This is a genomic window from Pseudoxanthomonas japonensis, assembly GCF_010093445.1.
Classification (GTDB): domain Bacteria; phylum Pseudomonadota; class Gammaproteobacteria; order Xanthomonadales; family Xanthomonadaceae; genus Pseudoxanthomonas_A; species Pseudoxanthomonas_A japonensis.
The window spans coordinates 58,541-77,928 of record NZ_PDWW01000006.1 but is presented as its reverse complement, the minus strand read 5'-3'; the positions used below and the strand labels follow the sequence as shown (position 1 = coordinate 77,928).

The following is a 19,388-nucleotide window of genomic DNA, read 5'->3' as shown; positions in this document are numbered from 1 at the left end:
ACCCATTGTAGCGGCGCGCCCGGGTATCCTTGTCGCCCATGTCGAACCGTACCGCCGAACGCCTGCTGCGCGCCCTGTACTCGGCGGTGCTGTACGTGCTGACGCCGGTCACCCTCTACCACCTGATCTGGCGCGGCTTCCGCTATCCGGAGTATTTCCAGCGCTGGAACGAGCGCTACGGCAACTACGATGCTCCGGGCGGGGCGGTCGACGTGTGGCTGCATGCGGTGTCGGTGGGCGAGGTCAACGCCGCCGCGCCGGTGGTCGACGCGCTGTTGAAGCGGCATCGCGGGCTGCGCCTGCTCATCACCACCATCACGCCGACCGGGTCGCAGCGCGTGCAGACGCTGTGGGGCGGGCGCGTGCTGCACGTGTACTCCCCCTACGACCTGCCGGGCGCGGTATCGCGCTTCCTGCGGCATTTTCCGCCACGCCTGGCGCTGATCATGGAAACCGAACTCTGGCCCAGCCTGCTGTTCGGTTGCCACGATCGCAAGGTGCCGCTGTACATCCTCAACGCACGGCTGTCCGCGCGCTCGCTGCGGGGCTACAGCGTATTGCGGCCGCTGATCGCGCGCACGCTGCGCACGGTGCGCAAGGTGGCGGCGCAATCCGGCGACGACGCCGCGCGCTTCGTGCAGCTGGGCGCATTGCCCGGACAGGTGCGCGATGTCGGCAACCTCAAGTTCGACATTCCCGTGCCGGCCAACGTGGGCGAGGTGGTCGCCGGCTTCCGGCAGCATCTGTCGAGCGGCCGGCCGGTCTGGATCGCCGCCAGCACGCACGAGGACGAAGAGGCCCCCGTCCTCGCCATCCACGCGCGCCTGCGCCAGCGCTGGCCGGACCTGCTGCTGCTGTGGGCGCCGCGGCATCCGGAACGCTTTCCGCGCGTGGCGGAGGCGGCAAGCGAGGCCGGCTGGAAGGTCGGCACACGGCGCGAGGACCGCTGGCCGTCCGCCGGCGACGATGTCTTCGTGCTGGACACGCTGGGCGAACTGATGGCGTTCTACGCGTGCGCGGACGTGGCCTTCATCGGTGGCAGCCTGCAGGCCATCGGCGGCCACAACATGCTGGAGCCCGCGGCGGTGGGAACGCCGGCCGTCACCGGGCCGCACCTGCACAACTTCAGCGAGATTTCGCGCCGCCTCAATGAGGCCGACGCGCTGGTGATCGTGCCCGACGCAGCGGGCGTGGCGGAGGCGATCGACGCCCTGCTCGCCGACGACGCCCGCCGGCGCGGCATGGCGGAGCGGGGGCGGGCGCTGGTCGAACACGGACGCGGCGCGCTGGCGCGCACGCTGGTGATGATCGCGCCGCACCTGCCGGCGCCCGTGGCATGAACGCGGTGGCAACGCGTGCGCTGGCCGGCGTGCGCGTGCTGGACCTGACACGCGTGCTTGCCGGTCCATGGTGCACGCAGACGCTGGCCGACCTGGGTGCCGAGGTCATCAAGGTGGAACGTCCCGGCAGCGGCGACGACACCCGCGGCTGGGGGCCGCCGTTCCTGCGGGATGCAGAAGGAAACGAGACCACGGAGTCTGCGTACTACCTGTGCGCGAACCGCAACAAGCGCTCGCTGACGGTCGACATCGCCACCGAAGAGGGACAGGCCGTCATCCGCCGGCTCGCGTTGCAGAGCGACGTGCTGGTGGAGAACTTCAAGGTCGGCGACATGGCGCGCCACGGCCTGGATGCCGAGGTACTACGTGCGTCCAATCCACGACTGGTGTACTGCTCGATCACCGGCTTCGGCCAACAGGGTCCTTACGCGCAGCGCGCCGGCTACGACTTCGCCATCCAGGGACTCGGTGGCCTGATGAGCGTCACCGGTGCGGCCGATGGCGAGCCGCAGAAGGTCGGTGTCGCGGTGGCGGACTTGTTCACTGGCATGTACGCGACGGTGGCGATTCTCGCGGCGCTGCGTCACCGCGATGCGACCGGCGAAGGACAGGTGATCGACATGGCCCTGCTCGATGCGCAGGTTGCGATGCTGGCCAACCTGGGTAGCCACTACCTGGTCGGCGGCGACGTGCCGCCGCGACAGGGCAATGCGCACGCCAACATCGTGCCGTACCAGGTCTTCGCCGTGGCCGACGGCCACCTCATCGTGGCGGTCGGCAATGATCGGCAGTTCACGCGCCTGTGCGAACTGCTGGGCGACCCAGCGCTGGCCGGCGACGTGCGTTTCGCGACGAATGCGGGACGCGTGCGCCATCGCGATGTGCTGGTGCCGATGTTGCAGTCGGCCTTCCGGTCGCATGACCGGCAAACGTGGCTGGCGTCGCTGGAAGCGGCGGGCATTCCCTGCGGGCCGGTCAACGACATCGCCGATGTGTTCGCCGATCCGCAGGTGCTGGCACGCGGCATGGTCGCGCACGTCGAACACCCGCATGCCGGTGCAGTGCCACTGGTCGCGAGCCCGCTGAAGCTGTCGGCGACACCGGTCGATGTGCGGCATGCGCCGCCGCTGCTCGGACAGCATACCGACGAGGTGTTGCGCGAGGCGGGCTACGACGATGCGGAGATCGCGGCGCTGCGTGCACATGGCGCGATCTGAGTGGCCGTTGTAGGAGCGACGTAAGTCGCGACCGGGAATTTTCCGCCCGCATCGATGCTTCTGGGCCATCGAAGCGTGCGGTCGCGACTGACGTCGCTCCTACAGGAAATCCCGGGCCCTGAAACGACAACGGCGGGCCGAAGCCCGCCGTCGTGAGCGCGAAGAACGCGAGGGGTTACTGCGAAACGGGCTGCGACGAGAGGCGCGCCTCGGCGTCGGCGGTCAGCAGGCGGTTGACGTCCTGCACGTCGGCCCCGTCCAGCGTACCGGCGGCCTGTTCCAGCAACAGCCGGTTCTGCAGGAAGTTGTAGCGCGCCTGTGCGTACTCGACCTGCGCCTGGAACAGCGTGCGCTGGTTCTGCAGCACGTCCAGCACGGTGCGGGTACCGACTTCCAGGCCGACCTGCGAGGCATCCAGCGCGCTCTGCGCGGACACGACCGCCAGGCGACGTGCTTCCACTTCGGTCACACCTGCGACCAGCGCCTGGTAGGCGTTGCTGGTGTTGCGCACAAGGGCACGACGGGTCTGCTCGAGGCCATCGGCGGCGCGGTCGCGCTGGGCCAGCGCCTGGCGCACGCCGGACTGGGTGGCGCCGCCGGAGAAGATCGGCACGGTCAACGTCACGCCCCAGTTGTAGCCCTCGCCATCACGCGAGAGCGTGCCGGGCACGCTGTCCCAGTCGGTGCCATTGGAATAGCCGCCGCGGAAATTGAGCGTGGGGTAGTGGCCGGCACGCGCGCTCGACACGCCATGCTGCGCCGACTCCAGCACGTACTCGGCGGACTTCAGGTCTGGATTCTGCTCCAGCGCACGGTCGACCCACGACTGCGCGTTCTGTTCCGGCGGCAGTTCCGGACGGAAGTCGTCCGGCAGGCCCTTCAGGCCGCTGATCGGCTGGCCGGTGATCTCGGCGAGGGCGCGATAGCTGTCGTCCAACGCGTTGCGGGCCAGGATCGTATTCGCACGCGCACTGTCGTACTGGGCGCGTGCTTCGTGCACGTCGGTGATCGGGGCCAGGCCCACGTCCAGGCGCTTCTGCGCGTAATCGAACTGCTTCTTCGATGCGGCCTCGTTGGTCTCAGCGGCAGCCAGTGACTCGATGCCGATCAGCACGTTGAAGTACGCGGCGGAGGTGCGCGTGATCAGCAGGTTGTTCGCCGAGGCCAGATCGTAGTCGGCCGCCTGGCTGATGGCGCGCTGGCCCCGCAGGTTGGCGATGCGGCTCCAGTCGAAGATCGTCTGGTTGACCTGGGCGCCGTAGGTGCGGCTCTTGCCGTCGCCGGTCGGATCGCCCGGACGGCTGCTGTGGGTCAGTTCGTAGCCCGCGCTGCCGGTGATCTGCGGCAGCAGGGCCGCGCGCGCCTGCACGGCGCCTTCCTTGTCGATCAGGCGGGTCGATTCCGCGATCGACAGGGTCGGGTCGCCGGTGCGCGCCAGCTCATAGGTCTGCATCAGGTCGGTGGCGTTGGCCGCGAACGGCAGGGCCAGGGCGAGCGCGAGTACGAGGGGGCGACGGCTCATGCGGATTCCTTTTTGTATTTCTTCAGAAGACGAACTGGGGCGCCGGTGCGGCGCCGACCAGATAGGGGAGGTCGGTTTCGAACAACGATTCGATGCGGGTGCCGTTGACATCGGCCACGTGCAGTACGGCTTCCATCACCGGCGACACGCCCTGCACGACGAACAGGCGGCCACCCGGGCGCAGCCACTGCAGGAAGCGCGGCGGCAGGGTAGCGACGGCGCCGGTCACACAGATCACGTCGAAGCGACGGTCTGTTTCCCACGAGAGTGCGTCCACGGCGTCGATGCGCACGTTGCTGCCCAGGCCGGCCGCATCGAGGCGCGCGCGCGCGGCGTCGGCGAGTCCGGGGTGGATCTCCAGACTGACCACTTCACGCGCCAGGTGTGCCAGGCAGGCGGTCAGGTAGCCGCTGCCGGTACCGATCTCCAGCACGTCCTCGTCCGCCTGCGGCTTCAGCGCCTGCAGGGTGCGGCCTTCGATAACGGGCTTGGCCATCGACTGGCCATGGCCCAGCGGCAGCTCCAGGTCCGCGTACGCCAGCGCGCGGTGCGATTCGGCGACGAAGGCCTCGCGCGGCAGCGTGGCCAGCGTTTCCAGCACGCGCGCATCCAGCACGTCCCAGGGACGTACCTGCTGCTCGACCATGTTTTCGCGGGCCTGGGTGTAGTTGATCGTCATGGGGGTGGTCATCCGACGCGGAGGGCTGGGCCGGGCATTTTACCGGGCTGGCCCCGTCCGCGCTGGGCAAGGATCGGGGTACCTGCGCCAGCCGGCGCAGTGCCGGAAGTCACCGCAACCTCCGTCGCCCGGGGCTGCGCTTCAGTTTCAGCGGCGGCCATACGCCCTCAGGAACATGTCCACCGTGGCATCGACGTGCTGGCGGGCATCGACCGGACCGGGCCGGCTGCACAGGCCGCAGGTCATGCGCGCGTGCACCTCGCCCTTGATCAGGGTGAAGAACTGCGCGGACGCCGTCGCCACGTCGGGGATGTCCAGCTCGCCCTTGCTTACCAGCGCCTGCAGCATCGCCGCGAAGGCGTCGTGCGTGCGCTGCGGGCCGGCTTCCCAGAAGGTCTGCTTGAGTTTGTCGTCGATGTTGCCGGGGACCATCATCATGCGGTGCGTGCTGATGGCCTCTTCGCTGGTGACCAGCGCGAAGAACGCCTGCGCGATCGCCTTCAGCTGGTCGCGCAGGCCGCCGGTCAGTTCGAGCTCGAACAGCGTGTCCGGCAGCATTTCCTCGCACTTGGCCTGCACGGCCGCGGCGAACAGGGCGTCCTTGTCGCCGAAGTGGCTGTACACCGTCAGCTTCGACACACCGGCTTCGGCGGCGATCTGGTCCATGCTGACGCCGTTGAACCCCTCGCGCGCGAACAGGTGCTTGGCGGCGTCGAGGATGGCGGCGCGCTTGCCCAGGTCCTTGGGGCGGCCGGGACCGCTGGCGGCGGGCTTGGAGGGGGCTTTGGAGCGGCTGGCGGAAGAGCGTGGGCTGACCATGACGCAATACTAGACTACTCGGTTCGATATTTATACTATACCGCCAAGTCTACTAATTGAAATCGAAACGGAGCGGTCAATGCGCCAGACGCGCTGGAACGGAGTGTTCGGAATGGTGCTGGTCGGCCTGGCCGCCTGCAGCGCGGAGCAGCCCGCGGAAACGCCGCGGCCGGCCCTGGTGGTGCAGCCCGGCGGTGGTGCCGACGCGGCGCTGTCGGCCTATGCCGGCGAGGTGCGCGCCCGCGAAGAAAGCCCGCTGTCGTTCCGCGTCGGCGGCAACCTGGTCCGTCGCAACGTGGATGCCGGCGCACGCGTGCAGAAGGGCGAAGTGCTGGCGTTGCTCGACGCCGGCGACTTCGCCTTGCAGGCACAGGCCGCGCAGGCGCAGCTGGCCGCCGCCGAAGCCGATCTGGTCCGCGCGCGCGGCGACCGCGACCGCTACGCGAAGCTGGTTGGCGACAAGCTGATCAGCCAGTCCGCGTACGACGCGCAGGTCGCAGCCTACAAGGCGGCCGAAGGACAGGCGCGCGCGGCACGCGCGCAGATGGACGTGATGCGCAACCAGGAAGGCTATTCGCAGTTGCGCGCACCGCGTGATGGCGTCATCGCCAGCCGGCAGGCCGAAGCGGGCCAGGTGGTCGCCGCGGGGCAGACCGTCTTCACGCTGGCCGCCGATGGAGGTCGCGAGGTCGCGATCGGCCTGCCGGAGAACCGCATCCGCCAATTCAGCGTCGGCCAGCCGGTGGTGATCGAGTTGTGGAATGCGCCCGGCCAGCGACTGCCCGGCACCATCCGCGAGATCGCGCCGGCGGCGGATGCGCAGACGCGCACCTACGCTGCGCGCGTCAGCCTGGTGGGCGAGGCGCAGCAGCAGGTCGAGCTGGGCCAGAGTGCCCGCGTCTATGTGCAGGAGAACGGCAGCAAGGCATCGCTGAAGCTTCCGCTGTCGGCCATCCAGCGTGGCGACGATGGCAAGACGACGGTGTGGGTGGTCGATCCCGCGAGCGGCAAGGTGCGCGCGCAGGCCGTGCAGCTCGGTCCCTATGGCGAAGCGTCGGTCCCCGTGCAGAGCGGCGTGAAGGCCGGCGACTGGGTGGTGGCGGCCGGTGGCCATCTGTTGCGCGACGGGCAGGTCGTCGCGCCGGTGGACCGCAGCAACCGTCCGCTGAAGCCGAGCGCGGCCGGTGGTACCGCCAACGTCGCCTCGCGCTCGGAGTAACCGCATGCGCCGCTTCAACCTTTCCGAGTGGGCGCTGACCAACCGCAGCCTCGTGCTGTTCCTGATGATCCTGCTGGGCATCATCGGCGCGTGGTCCTACAAGCACCTGGGCCAGTCCGAGGATCCGCCGTTCACCTTCAAGGCGATGGTGGTGCGCACGGTGTGGCCGGGCGCGACCGCCGAAGAGGTCTCGCAGCAGGTCACCGAACGCATCGAAAAGGCGCTGATGACCACCGGCAACTACGAATACATCCGTTCGTATTCGCGGCCGGGCGAATCGCAGGTGATCTTCGCTGCGCGCGACAGTTTGAAGTCGCGCGACATGCCGCAGCTCTGGTACCAGGTGCGCAAGAAGGTCGGCGACATCCGCGCCACGCTGCCGAGCGGTGTGATCGGCCCGTTCTTCAACGACGAGTTCGGCGACACCTTCGGCAACATCTATGCGCTGACCGGCGAGGGGTTCGACTACGCGGTCATGAAGGACTACGCCGACCGCATCCAGCTGGAACTGCAGCGCGTCGACGACGTCGGCAAGGTCGAGCTGGTCGGCCTGCAGGACGAGAAGATCTGGATCGAGCTGTCCAATACCAAGCTGGCCACGCTGGGCATCCCGCTGGGCGCGGTGCAGCAGGCCCTGGAGGAGCAGAACGCGGTGACGCCGGCCGGGTTCTTCGAGACCCCGAGCGATCGCGTGCAACTGCGCGTGAGCGGCGAATTCGGTTCGGTCGACGAGATCCGCGAGTTCCCGATCCGCGCTGGCGGCCGTACCGTCAAGCTGGGCGACATCGCCGAGATCAAGCGCGGCTTCGCCGATCCCGCCGCGCCGCGGATGCGCTTCATGGGCCAGCCCGGCATCGGCATCGCGGTGGCGATGAAGGACGGCGGCGACATCCTGAAGCTGGGTTCGACGCTGGAGGCCGAGTTCCACCGGCTGCAGAAGACGCTGCCGCTGGGCATGGAATTGCGCAAGGTGTCCGACCAGCCGGCGGCGGTCGATGCGTCGGTGGGCGAATTCGTCCGCGTGCTGGCCGAGGCCGTCATCATCGTGCTGCTGGTGAGCTTCTTCTCGCTGGGCATGCGCACCGGGCTGGTGGTCGCGGTGTCGATCCCGCTGGTGCTGGCGATGACGTTCGCGGTGATGCACTACTTCGGCATCGGCCTGCACAAGATCTCGCTGGGCGCGCTGGTGCTGGCGCTGGGCCTGCTGGTGGACGACGCGATCATCGCGGTCGAAATGATGGCCATCAAGATGGAGCAGGGCTTCGACCGGTTGAAGGCGGCGAGCTTCGCCTACGAGTCGACGGCGTTCCCGATGCTCACCGGCACGCTGGTGACGGCGGCCGGATTCCTGCCGATCGCGACCGCCGCGTCCAGCACCGGCGAGTACACGCGTTCGCTGTTCCAGGTGGTGACCATCGCGCTGGTGGTGTCGTGGATCGCCGCGGTGCTGTTCATTCCGTACCTGGGCGACAAGATGCTGCCCGACCTCGGCAACCCGCAGCCGCCGAAGCCGGGATCGCTGGCCGCGCGCTGGCAGGCGTTCCGCGCGGGACTGGCGGATCGCTGGCCGCAGTTCGCCCGCGTCCTGGCACCGAAGGCGCACGATGCGCACGACCACAATCCGTACCACACGCCGTTCTATGCGCGCTTCCGTGCCTGGCTGGCGTTCTGCCTGCGTCACCGCTGGCTGGTGATCGGCGTGACCGTGGCGGCGTTCGTCGCGTCCATCGCGCTGTTCCGTTTCGTGCCGCAGCAGTTCTTCCCGGATTCCGTGCGTCCCGAGCTGATGGTGGACCTGGAACTGGCGGAGGGCAGTTCGCTGAAATCCACCGATGCGCAGGCGCGCAAGCTGGAGAAGCTGCTGGCCGGGCGCGAGGGCATCCTCAATTACGTGGCCTACATCGGCACCGGTTCGCCGCGGTTCTACCTGCCGCTCGACCAGCAGTTGCCGCAGGCGAACTTCTCGCAGTTCGTGGTGCTGACCGCCGACACCGCCTCGCGCGAATCCACCCGCCGCTGGCTGATCGACGAGGTGGCGCCGCAGTTCCCCGAACTGCAGTTCCGCGTGACGCGCCTCGAGAACGGCCCACCGGTCGGCTATCCGATCCAGTTCCGCGTCTCGGGCGAACACATCGACCGCGTGCAGGCCATCGCGCGGCAGATGGCGGAGAAAGTGCGCGCCAATCCGCACGTCACCAACGTCAACCTGGACTGGAGCGAACCGAGCAAGATCGTGCGGCTGCAGATCGACCAGGACCGCGCTCGCGCGCTTGGCGTCAGCACCTCGCAGGTCTCGCACTTCCTGTCCGGATCGCTGTCGGGCCTGAGCGTCAGCACCTACCGCGAAGGCAACGAACTGGTGGAGATCCTGTTGCGCGGGCCGGAAGAGGAGCGCACGCGGCTGGACCTGCTGGGCAGCCTGGCGGTGCCGACCAGCAATGGCGGCAGCGTGCCGCTGTCGCAGATCGCCAATCTGGAGTACGCCTTCGAGGACGGCATCATCTGGCATCGCGACCGTCTGCCGACGGTGACGGTGCGCGCCGACCTGAACACCGACGCCGTGACCGCGCCGACCGTGGTCGCGCAGATCTCGCCGACGCTGGACGGCATCCGCGACACGCTGCCACAGGGCTACCTGCTGGAAACCGGGGGCACGGTCGAGGACTCGGCGCGCGGGCAGAAGTCGATCGCCGCCGGCATGCCGCTGTTCCTGCTCGCGGTGACCACCCTGCTGATGCTGCAGCTGCGCAGCTTCTCGCGGATGGCGCTGGTGCTGCTGACCGCGCCGCTCGGCCTGATCGGCGTGACGCTCGCGCTGCTGGTGTTCCGCGTGCCGTTCGGCTTCGTCGCCATGCTCGGCACCATCGCGCTGGCGGGCATGATCATGCGCAATTCGGTGATCCTGGTGGACCAGATCGACCAGGACATCCGCGCGGGCCACGACCGCTGGCACGCGATCATCGACGCGACCGTGCGTCGCTTCCGTCCCATCGTGCTGACCGCGCTGGCGGCGGTGCTGGCGATGATCCCGCTGTCGCGCAGCGCCTTCTTCGGGCCGATGGCGGTGGCCATCATGGGGGGGCTGACGGTCGCCACCGTGCTGACGCTGTTCTTCCTGCCGGCGCTGTACGCGGCATGGTTCAAGGTCAGGCCCGAAGAGCGCACCGCGTCATAGTTCGCCGTGCGGCGGGGGGTTCAAGAACCCCCCTGCCGCAGCCGATACTGGGAGGGTCGAAGCCCTCCGGACGCCATGCCCGCCATGCGGCGCCTGTTCCTCAACGGCCTGTGTCTGCTGGTCCTGCTCGTCGGCGCGCCCGCGTGGGCGCTGGACCCTGCGCGCAAGGTGGACGAGTACACCATCGCGCGCTGGACGATGGAGGACGGGCTGCCGCACAACCTGGTGCATACGATCGGCCAGGACGCCGAGGGCTATGTCTGGATCGGCACATGGGAAGGCGCGGCGCGTTTCGACGGTCGCCGCTTCACGGCTTTCGATGCTGGCACGGTCGAGGGGCTGGAAATCGAGGGCGTGCGTGCCATCGCGCGGGACCCGAAGGGCGGCATGGTGATCAGCCTGGGGCGCGTGGGGCCGGGCCTGCTGCACTTCCACCAGGGGCGCTGGCAGCGACTGCCGGGCGAGGCGGGCACGCTGGCGGATGTGTCGGTGCTGCGTTTCGGTCCGGACGGTGCCTTGTGGATCGGGACCGACCACAGCCTCTACCGGATGGCCGGCGATGGACGGCTGCGTGACATCGGCGGCACGCACCCGAGGTTGGCGAACGAGCGCGTGCTGGCGGTCCTGCCGCTGGCGGATGGACAGGCGCTGGTCGGCAACCGGCATGGCTTGTTCCGCATCCGCGACGACCGCGCCAGCGAGTGGGGTCGCGAGACGGGACTGCCCGAGACCTCCGTGCTGGCGATCCAGCCATCGCGCTGGGGCGGCATCCTGATCGGTGGCGGCGCGGGCGCCTGGCGGCTCGACCAGGGCCGCGCCCTGCAGATCACCGGTGAGCGCGTCGAAGCCATGCTGGAGGACCGCCACGGAAGCCTGTGGATCTCCACGCTCGACGGCCTGCGACGCTACGCACAGGGGCGGTACGAAACGCTGGGCGAACGCAACGGCCTGATGGGGCGACTGGCGCCGGCGCTGTTCGAGGATCGCGACGGGCTGCTGTGGGTGGGCACCACCAATGGCCTGTACCGCATCTCCGACGGGCCGGTGTTCGGACTGGCGCGCAGCAGCGGCCTGCGCGACATCTATGTCCGCGCCATCATCGAGCGGCCGGGACAGGGCGTGTGGATCGGCCATCCGATGGGGGTGGACGCATGGCAGGGTGGCCAGGCCCGCGCGATACCGCTCGCGTTCGACGGCAAGGGCGATCCCTCTGTGCTGTCGCTGGCCAACGCGCGCGACGGCAGTCTCTGGATCGGCACCTACGACCAGGGCGTCATCCGGTTGCCCGCGGCTGGCGAAGGCCCGCAGGCACGCCCGCGGCGCATCGACGAGGCCGGGGGGTTGCCGTCGAACCACGTCCGCGCGCTGCTGGAGCGGTCGGACGGTTCGTTGTGGATCGGCAGCAACGAAGGCGTCAGCGTGTACCGGGACGGCCGCATCCTGCGGACGTACACGACCGCGGACGGATTGCCCAGCGGCAACGTCTATGTGCTGCACGAAACCGCGCAGGGCGAGCTCTGGATCGGCACCAGCAACGGCATGGGAATGATGCGTCGCGACGGAACGCTGCGTGCGTGGTCGCCGATGTCCGGGTTTCCCGCGGTGGCCGCGTTCGATTTCCTGGCCGACCCCGACGGCAGCCTGTGGATCGCCACCGATCGCGGCCTGCTGCACTGGCACGACGGCCGCTTCGTCCAGTTCGACCACCGGCAGGGCCTGCCGAACAACCGGCTGTTCCGGCTGCTGGAGGACGACAACGGCGACTTCTGGGTCTCGAGCAACCGCGGCGTGTTCCGGATCTCGCGTGCGGCGCTGACGGCGGTGGAGAACGGGCACCTCGCCCGCTTGCCGGTGGAGGCCTTCACCCATGCCGATGGCCTGCCGAGCAGCCAGGCCAACGGCGCCACCTCGCCGGCGGGATGGCCGATGCGCGATGGCAAGCTGTGGTTCGCCACGGCCAACGGCATCGGCGTGATCGATCCGGACGATGCCCGTCGACAACGCGCGCAGGGCATCACGCTGGTGGTGGAGTCGGTAGAGGCGGACGGGCGTTTCCTGCCGCCGCAGGATCGCCACGTGCTGCCGGCGGACACGCGGCGCGTGGTGATCCGCTTCACCGGCCTCAACCAGCGTGCGCCCGAGCGCCTGCGCTACCGCTACCGCATGGTCGGATTCGATCGTGGCTGGATCGAGACCGACAATGGCATCGCCCACGATGCGGTCTACACCAACCTGCCGCCGGGCAAGATGCGCTTCGAGGTGCAGGTGATGAACGCGCCGGCGGACTGGAGCAAGCCGGAAAACCTGGTGACGCGGACGGTCGAGTTCGAGAAGGCCTCGCCGTGGTGGTTGCGGGCGTGGGCGCTGGCCCTGTACGCCGTGCTGCTGGGCCTGGTGGGGTGGGCCGTGCTGTTGTTCGCGTTGCGTCGCCAACGTCATCGCCAGCGACGGCTGGAAGCGCTGGTGGACGCGCGCACGTCGGAACTGAGCGACAAGAACGCGCAGCTGGAGCAGGCGGGCGAGGCGAACGCGCGGCTGCTGGAGCAACTGGCCCACCAGGCGCGCCACGATCCGCTGACCCGGCTCGCCAACCGGCGCGCCGGCGATGCCTTCCTCGCTGAAGCGCTGGAGGTCAGCCGTCGCGAAGGGCGTCCGTTGTCCGTCGCGCTGATCGACATCGACCATTTCAAGGCCGTCAACGACCGCTACGGCCACGCGTTCGGCGACGACGTACTGTCGCAGATCGCCGCGCTGGCGGAACACCTGGCGGGCGGCGTGGAGGGCGTGCTGATCTCGCGCTACGGCGGCGAGGAGTTCCTGGTGTGCCAGCAGTTGCCCAGGTCCGCGTCGCGCGCGCGCCTGGAGGCACTGCGCGAGGGGATCGCCCGTGCGGGCATCGAGACGCCGGATGGCGATACCCTGCGCTGCACGGTCAGCATCGGCGTGGCGGAGCTGGAGGCCGGCCAGGACCTGCGCGACCTGCTGCGCGTGGCGGACGAGCGCCTGTACAAGGCCAAGCAGCAGGGGCGGAACCGCCTGGTCTCCAGCTGACGCATCCGAGGCGTGGTAACGCGGTCAGCGGCCGACGAAGCGGAGTCCGCCGGCCTCACCTTCGCCCACGGTTTCCGGATCGGTCGTCAGCGCGTTCTCGAAACCGCCGCCGCTGCCGTTGTAGAGCAGGTAGACCGGCTTCTCGTTGCGCAGCAGGTCGATGCAGTTCTGGAAGTCGTCCAGGTGGTAGTTCAACTGCGGCTGCGTGCCGTTGAGGCCGTCGGCGGGCAGGGCCGCGCCGTTGGCATGGAACACCAGCTGGCCGATGTAGGCGCCGCCGGCCATCAGGCCGATGCGGCGGCGGAACGTGTTGGCCGAATAGATGACGTGGTACTTCTCGATCTGTGTCGTGGGCATCGTGCCATTCCTGTGCGTGCATCCCCTGCCCTATGGACAACGCAGGGGATGCCGCGATCAGGTCACGTGCCTCAGTCCCGCAACTCCGCCACGTAGCAACGCGCCTGCATCTGCTCCAGCACGGCCTGCGTCGCCACCTGCGTGGACACGCCGCGTCCGCCGGTCGCCAGATCGTTGGTGAATACCTGTGCGTTGAGCGCGCCGTCGACCGCGCGTTCGATGCAGTCGGCCTCCTCGTGCAGACCCAGCGAATGGCGCAGCAGCAGCGCGCAGCTAAGGATGGTGGCGTAGGGATTGGCGACGCCCTTGCCGGCGATGTCCGGCGCCGAGCCATGGATCGGCTCGTACAGGCCGACCTTGCCGTCGCCCAGCGACGCCGATGGCAGCAGGCCCAGCGAGCCGGCCAGCATCGAAGCTTCGTCGGTCAGGATGTCGCCGAACATGTTCTCGGTGACGATCACGTCGTACTCGCGCGGCTTGGACAGCAGGTGCATCGCCATCGAGTCGACCAGCTGGTGTTCCAGCGTCACGTCCGGGAATTCCTCGCGGCCGATGCGCGTGGCCACGTCGCGCCACAGGCGTGAGGTTTCCAGTACGTTGGCCTTGTCCACCGACACCAGCTGGCTGCGGCGCTGGCGTGCCAGCTTGAACGCGCTGCGCACCACGCGCTCGATCTCGGTGACGCTGTAGCTGCACAGGTCGCTGGCGCCGCGCGCATCGCGCGTCTTCTCGCCGAAGTAGATGCCGCCGGTCAGTTCGCGCACCACCACGATGTCCACGCCGGTCAGCAGGTGCGGCTTGATCGGCGAGGCGTTCAGCGCGGCCGGATGCGGACGCACCGGGCGCAGGTTGGCGAACAGGCCCAGGCCCTTGCGCAGTGCCAGCAAGCCCTGCTCCGGACGCACCTTTGCATTGGGATCCGACCACTTCGGACCACCCACGGCGCCGAGCAGCACGGCGTTGGCCTGCTGGCACCCCTGCAGCGTGGCCTGCGGCAGCGGCCCGCCGTGCTTGTCGATGGCGATGCCGCCGATATCGTACTCGTGGAAGTCGAAGGTATGGCCGTGGCGTCGCGCCAGTGTGCGCAGCACGGTGACGGCGGCGGCGGTGACCTCGGGACCGATGCCGTCCCCGGGCAGGAGGGCGATGTCAGCGTGCATGGCGGGTGGCCTCGTAGCGTTCGATGTCGGTGTGGCGGGCCAGCAGGTAGCCCAGTTCGTCGACGCCCTGCAGCAGGCAGGTCTGCGCAAAGGCGTCCAGCGGGAAGGAGAAGGCGGAACCGTCCGGCGTGCGCAATTCCTTCGCCGCGACGTCGACGACCAGTTCGTCGTCCGGCCGCTGCATCAGCGCCTGCACGGTCGCTTCCGGCAGCACCACCGGCACCAGCCCGTTCTTCAGGCTGTTGTTGCGGAAGATGTCGGCGATCTCGCTGCTGACGATCGCGCGCAGGCCGAGGTCGGTCAGTGCCCAGGGCGCGTGCTCGCGCGAGGAACCGCAGCCGAAATTGCGGCCAGCCAGCAGGATCCTGCGGTCCGCGTTCTCCGGCTGGTTGAACGGGAAGGTCGGGTTCGGCGAACCGTCGGCCTGCCAGCGCCAGTCGTTGAAGGCGTGCTTGCCCAGTCCGGCGCGTTCGGTCGTCGACAGGAAGCGCGCGGGGATGATCTGGTCGGTATCGATGTTGGTCTGCGCCAGCACCACGCTCTGCGAGCGCACCTCGTTGAAGCCGGCCATCACGCCACCGCCTTGTGTGCGTTAAACAGATCGCGCGGATCGCTGACGCGGCCATTGACGGCGGCCCACGCCGCCGTCAATGGCGACGCCAGCAGCGTGCGTGCGCCGGGTCCCTGGCGGCCTTCGAAATTGCGGTTGCTGGTGCTGACGGCCAGTTGGCCTGGCGCAACCAGGTCGCCGTTCATCGCGATGCACATGGAGCATCCCGGCTCGCGCCATTCGGCGCCGGCTTCACGCACGACGGCATCGATGCCTTCTGCCTCGGCCTCGCGCTTGACGATCTCCGAGCCGGGCACCACCAGCATGCGCACGCCAGCGGCGACCTTGCGGCCACGCAAGACCTGTGCGACCTCGCGCATGTCGCGCAGGCGGCCGTTGGTGCACGAACCGACGAAGACCACGTCGACCGGCGTGCCTTCCAGCGCGTGGCCGGCGCGCAGGTGCATGTAGTCCAGGCCCTTCTGGTCGGCGGCATCGGCGGGCGCGGGAATCGGTACATCCACCGCGATCGCCGTGCCGGGGTGCGTGCCCCAGGTCAGGGTCGGACGGATGTCGGCGGCGTCGATGCGCACCTCAGCGTCGAAGGTCGCACCTTCATCGCTGCGCAGCGTTGTCCAGTACGCGACGGCGTCGTCGAACGCCACGCCCTTCGGTCCGCGCGGCGTGCGCGCGACCCAATCGAACGTGGTCCGGTCGGGCGCGACCATGCCGGCGCGCGCGCCGGCTTCGATCGACATGTTGCACAGGGTCATGCGCTGCTCCATGTCCAGCGCCTCGATGGCACTGCCGCGGAACTCGATCACATGGCCGGTGCCGCCATTGACGCCGATCACGCCGATCACGTGCAGCACGATGTCCTTCGCGCCCACGCCCGGCGCCAGCGCGCCGTCGACGGTGATCGCCATGGTCTTTGGCTTGCGCTGCAGCAGGCATTGCGTGGCCAGCACGTGGCCGACTTCGCTGGTGCCGATGCCGAACGCCAGCGAACCGAACGCGCCGTGCGTGCTGGTGTGGCTGTCGCCGCAGACGATGGTCATGCCGGGCAGGGTGAAGCCCTGCTCCGGCGCGATGACGTGGACGATGCCGCGGTTCGGCGAGGCCATGTCGAACAGTTCGATGCCGTACTCGGCGCAGTTGCGCGCCAGCGTCTCGACCTGCGTTTCGGCGGCCTGTGTGTAGTACGGCAGCTTGCCGTCCGGCCCGGCGGGCAGGGTCGGCGTGGAGTGGTCCATCGTCGCTTTGGTGCGGTCCGGCCGGCGTGGCGACAGGCCGCGCGACGCCAGCTCGGAGAAGGCCTGCGGCGATGTGACCTCATGGATCAGGTGCAGGTCGATGTACAGCACGGCGGGAGCCGCGTCGGTCTCGGGGACGACGACGTGGGCGTCCCACAGTTTGTCGAACAGGGTGCGGGGTGCGGTCATGCGGGGTTTCCAGCGATACGTTTCATGGTAGTTCGATCAGTCGGTCCATCCGGTCTCTCTTCGTCATCCCGGCGAAAGCCGGGATCCATGTTGCCGTTGCTCTTCCCGGCCTCGACGAACAGGCAAAGCAGAAGCGCAATGGATTCCGGCTTCCGCCGGAATGACGGGTCACGATGTCAGGCCGCCGCCGCTTCCTGCTGCTCGACACGGCGCTGGCGCAGCAGCCGGTTGGCCACGTCCAGCCAGGCGAGCGCGCTGGCCTCGATGATGTCCTTGCTGGTACCGGTGCCCTCGTATTCCTCGCCGTCGCAGCGGACCGACAGGCTGGCTTCGCCGCGTGCGTCGGCGCCGATGCCGACGCTGTGCACCTGGTAGCTCTCCAGCTGCAGCTGCACGCCGGTGGCCGCGGCGAGCGCACTGAACAGCGCATCCACAGGACCATTGCCCTGGGCGGTTTCGGAAATGCGGTTGCCGTCCGGGTCAGACAGCTCGACCAGTGCGTTCGCGCGGCTGCCGACATCGCTGATCGTCATCGAGGACAGCCGATAACCGTCGCTCACTGCCGCATCTTGCATCAGCGCCTGCAGGTCGGCATCGCCGACCACGCGCTGCTTTTCGCACAGGGCCTTGAACTGCTCGAACACCAGCTTCAGTTCGTCCTCTTCCAGCCAGTAGCCCAGCGCACGCAGCCGCTGCTCGACGGCGGCACGCCCGCTGTGGCGGCCCAGCACCATCTGCGACGACGGCCAGCCGACGTCCTGCGGCTGCATGATCTCGTAGGTGCCGCGGTGGCGCAGCATGCCGTGCTGGTGGATACCGGACTCGTGGGCGAAGGCGTTGGCGCCGACGATGGCCTTGTTGCGCTGGACCGGCATGCCGACCAGCCGCGACAGCAGCTGCGAGGTGGGCACGATGCGGCGGGTGTCGATGCGCGTATCCAGGTTGTAGAACGCATTGCGCACCTTCAGTGCCATCACGAGTTCCTCGATGGCGCAGTTGCCGGCGCGTTCGCCGATGCCGTTGATCGAGCCCTCGACCTGGCGCGCGCCGCCCTCGATGGCGGCCAGCGAGTTGGCCACGGCCAGGCCCAGGTCGTTGTGGCAGTGCGCGCTGAACACGACCTTGTCCGTCCCCGGCACCTTGGCGATGGCGCGCTCGAACATGGCGCGGATCTCCTCCGGCGTGGTGAAGCCGACCGTGTCCGGCAGGTTGATGGTGGAGGCGCCGGCGGCGATGGCGGTCGCGATGGCCTCGTGCAGGAAGTCCTCTTCGGTGCGGGTCGCGTCCTCGGCCGAGAACTCGATCTCGTCGACATGGCCGCGCGCCAGCCGCACGTGCGTGTCGATGGATTGCAGGACCTGCTCGCGGCTCATGCGCAGCTTGTGCTCGCGGTGCAGCGGGCTGGTGGACAGGAACAGGTGCAGGCGCGGCTTGGCGGAGGCCGACAGCGTGCGCAGCGAGGTCTCGATGTCGCCGGGCAGGCAGCGCGACAGCACGGCCAGCGTGGTCTCGCGTAGGTCGCGTGCGATCAAGGCATGCGCCTCGCGGTCGGACTGCGAACTGGCGGGAAAGCCGGTTTCGATGATGTCCACGCCCAGGTCGGCCAGGCCTCGGGCCATCACCACCTTCTGCTGCGGCGTCATGCTGCAGCCGGGGGACTGCTCGCCGTCGCGCAGGGTGGTGTCGAAAATTCGGATCTGCGCGGGGGTGGTAATGGTCGTGTTCACCAGATGGGTTCCTCGTGTACTTCTGTTTCCAGGGCGGCGACCGCGATGCGGCGCGCGCCGTTCTTGATGGGGGATTTGGCGGCCGCGCGACCGGGCGCGCGGCCGGTGGCAAGCGAAGGTTCGCCGTCCATGTTGCGGCGGCGCGGCTTGCGCGGTGCGCGTGGGCGCACGTCGGACAGCAACTGGGCGAGCACCATCGCATCGATGTTGCCGCCGGAGACGACGGCGCACTTGCGCTTGCCGGCGACGCGACGGCCGGCGGCCAGCGCCAGCGCGCCCGCGCCTTCGGCGATCAGGTTCTCTTCCAGCGCCAGCCGCACCAGGGTCTCGCGCAGTTCGGCTTCGCGCACGGTGACGACATCGTCGAGCAACTGCGTGCACAGGCGGCGGGTGATGAAGCCGGGCACCTTGACCCGCACGCCATCGGCGAGCGACGCGACCGGATCGATGGGCGAGACGTCGCCCTTCATCGCCCGGATCATCGAATCCACGCCTTCGACCTGCGCGCCGACGACGCGCACGCCCTGCGACTTCAATGCCAGCGCGACGCCGGAGGCCAGGCCGCCGCCGCCGATCGGGACGATGACCACATCCGGCGCATGCGGTGCGATCTCGATGCCGACCGTGCCCTGGCCGGCGATCACGTCCGGGTCGTCGAACGCGGACAGGAAGCGGTAGCCGTTCTGCTCGGCCAGTTCCTTCGCGAAGGCGAACGCTTCGTCGTAGCTGTTACCATGCTGGCGCACGGTGGCGCCCCAGTGGGCGACGCCGGCGATCTTGGTGGCCGGGGCGCCGTGCGGCATCACCGTAATGGCCTGCACGCCCAGCCGGTAGGCCGCCCACGCCAGGCCCTGCGCGTGGTTGCCGGCGGAGGCGGCGATCACCGGGCGATGGTCGCCGCGCTCGCGCGCGGCCAGCAGGGCGTTCAGGGCGCCACGCACCTTGTACGAGCCGGTGCGCTGCAGGTTTTCCAGCTTCAGCATCACGCCGAAGCGCTCGGCGTGGTGCAGCGGCGTCGGCGGCAGGTACCGGCGCAGACGCGCCTGCGCCGCCAGCACGTCGGCCACGGTGACGACGACGTCGCCTACGTCGGGCTCGGTGCTGGCGGGGGCGCGGCCGGCATCAGGCAT

Annotated in this window: 14 protein-coding genes; 5 read left to right on the top strand and 9 right to left on the bottom strand. The window is 69.0% G+C overall.

Features of this window, described 5'->3' with window-relative positions:
* The first annotated feature begins 38 nt into the window (after nucleotides 1-38).
* A complete protein-coding gene (gene waaA, locus CSC78_RS06705) occupies nucleotides 39-1,340 on the top strand; it encodes a lipid IV(A) 3-deoxy-D-manno-octulosonic acid transferase (RefSeq protein ID WP_162337136.1) in 1,302 nt (433 codons plus the stop codon).
* Nucleotides 1,337-2,557: a CaiB/BaiF CoA transferase family protein gene (locus CSC78_RS06700; protein WP_162337135.1), complete on the top strand. Its 1,221-nt coding sequence runs from the start codon at nucleotides 1,337-1,339 to the stop codon at nucleotides 2,555-2,557. Before waaA ends, CSC78_RS06700 begins: the two co-directional genes overlap by 4 nt.
* Before the next feature lie 175 nt (nucleotides 2,558-2,732).
* Here the strand turns inward: CSC78_RS06700 and CSC78_RS06695 are convergent, their stop codons facing one another.
* The 3 genes from CSC78_RS06695 to CSC78_RS06685 form a co-directional block, all read right to left on the bottom strand.
* A complete protein-coding gene (locus CSC78_RS06695; protein WP_162337134.1) occupies nucleotides 2,733-4,079 on the bottom strand; it encodes a TolC family outer membrane protein in 1,347 nt (448 codons plus the stop codon).
* A gap of 22 nt (nucleotides 4,080-4,101) precedes the next feature.
* On the bottom strand, nucleotides 4,102-4,758 hold the full coding sequence (locus CSC78_RS06690; protein ID WP_162337133.1) for a protein-L-isoaspartate O-methyltransferase family protein: 657 nt from the start codon (nucleotides 4,756-4,758) through the stop codon (nucleotides 4,102-4,104).
* Between the two features lie 147 nt (nucleotides 4,759-4,905).
* Entirely contained in the window at nucleotides 4,906-5,577 is a 672-nt protein-coding gene (locus tag CSC78_RS06685; protein WP_162337132.1) for a TetR/AcrR family transcriptional regulator, read from the bottom strand.
* A gap of 79 nt (nucleotides 5,578-5,656) precedes the next feature.
* Here CSC78_RS06685 and CSC78_RS06680 point away from each other — a divergent pair, with 79 nt between their 5' ends.
* From CSC78_RS06680 to CSC78_RS06670, 3 genes are all read left to right on the top strand, one after another.
* Complete coding sequence (locus tag CSC78_RS06680; RefSeq protein ID WP_162337131.1) at nucleotides 5,657-6,796, top strand: efflux RND transporter periplasmic adaptor subunit; 1,140 nt, start codon at nucleotides 5,657-5,659, stop codon at nucleotides 6,794-6,796.
* Between the two features lie 4 nt (nucleotides 6,797-6,800).
* Nucleotides 6,801-9,971 carry an efflux RND transporter permease subunit gene (locus CSC78_RS06675; RefSeq protein ID WP_162337130.1) on the top strand — a complete coding sequence of 1,057 codons (3,171 nt, stop codon included), beginning with the start codon at nucleotides 6,801-6,803 and terminating at the stop codon, nucleotides 9,969-9,971.
* Between the two features lie 75 nt (nucleotides 9,972-10,046).
* Nucleotides 10,047-13,022, top strand: coding sequence for a ligand-binding sensor domain-containing protein (locus CSC78_RS06670; protein ID WP_162337129.1), 2,976 nt, complete (start codon nucleotides 10,047-10,049; stop codon nucleotides 13,020-13,022).
* A 24-nt stretch (nucleotides 13,023-13,046) separates the two neighbouring features.
* Here CSC78_RS06670 and CSC78_RS06665 read toward each other — a convergent pair whose 3' ends face one another.
* The 6 genes from CSC78_RS06665 to CSC78_RS06640 all read right to left on the bottom strand — a co-directional run bounded on the left by CSC78_RS06665 (nucleotide 13,047) and on the right by CSC78_RS06640 (nucleotide 19,388).
* Complete coding sequence (locus CSC78_RS06665; protein WP_162337128.1) at nucleotides 13,047-13,379, bottom strand: hypothetical protein; 333 nt, start codon at nucleotides 13,377-13,379, stop codon at nucleotides 13,047-13,049.
* Between the two features lie 71 nt (nucleotides 13,380-13,450).
* Nucleotides 13,451-14,539: a 3-isopropylmalate dehydrogenase gene (leuB, locus tag CSC78_RS06660; protein WP_162337127.1), complete on the bottom strand. Its 1,089-nt coding sequence runs from the start codon at nucleotides 14,537-14,539 to the stop codon at nucleotides 13,451-13,453.
* The gene (gene leuD / locus CSC78_RS06655) at nucleotides 14,529-15,110 is read right to left on the bottom strand and encodes a 3-isopropylmalate dehydratase small subunit (protein ID WP_162337126.1); all 582 of its coding nucleotides are present in this window, start codon (nucleotides 15,108-15,110) and stop codon (nucleotides 14,529-14,531) included. Before leuD ends, leuB begins: the two co-directional genes overlap by 11 nt.
* Nucleotides 15,110-16,531 carry a 3-isopropylmalate dehydratase large subunit gene (leuC, locus tag CSC78_RS06650; protein ID WP_162337125.1) on the bottom strand — a complete coding sequence of 474 codons (1,422 nt, stop codon included), beginning with the start codon at nucleotides 16,529-16,531 and terminating at the stop codon, nucleotides 15,110-15,112. Before leuC ends, leuD begins: the two co-directional genes overlap by 1 nt.
* 176 nt (nucleotides 16,532-16,707) lie before the next feature.
* On the bottom strand, nucleotides 16,708-18,258 hold the full coding sequence (locus CSC78_RS06645; RefSeq protein WP_162337124.1) for a 2-isopropylmalate synthase: 1,551 nt from the start codon (nucleotides 18,256-18,258) through the stop codon (nucleotides 16,708-16,710).
* Nucleotides 18,255-19,388: a threonine dehydratase gene (locus CSC78_RS06640; RefSeq protein WP_162337214.1), complete on the bottom strand. Its 1,134-nt coding sequence runs from the start codon at nucleotides 19,386-19,388 to the stop codon at nucleotides 18,255-18,257. Before CSC78_RS06640 ends, CSC78_RS06645 begins: the two co-directional genes overlap by 4 nt.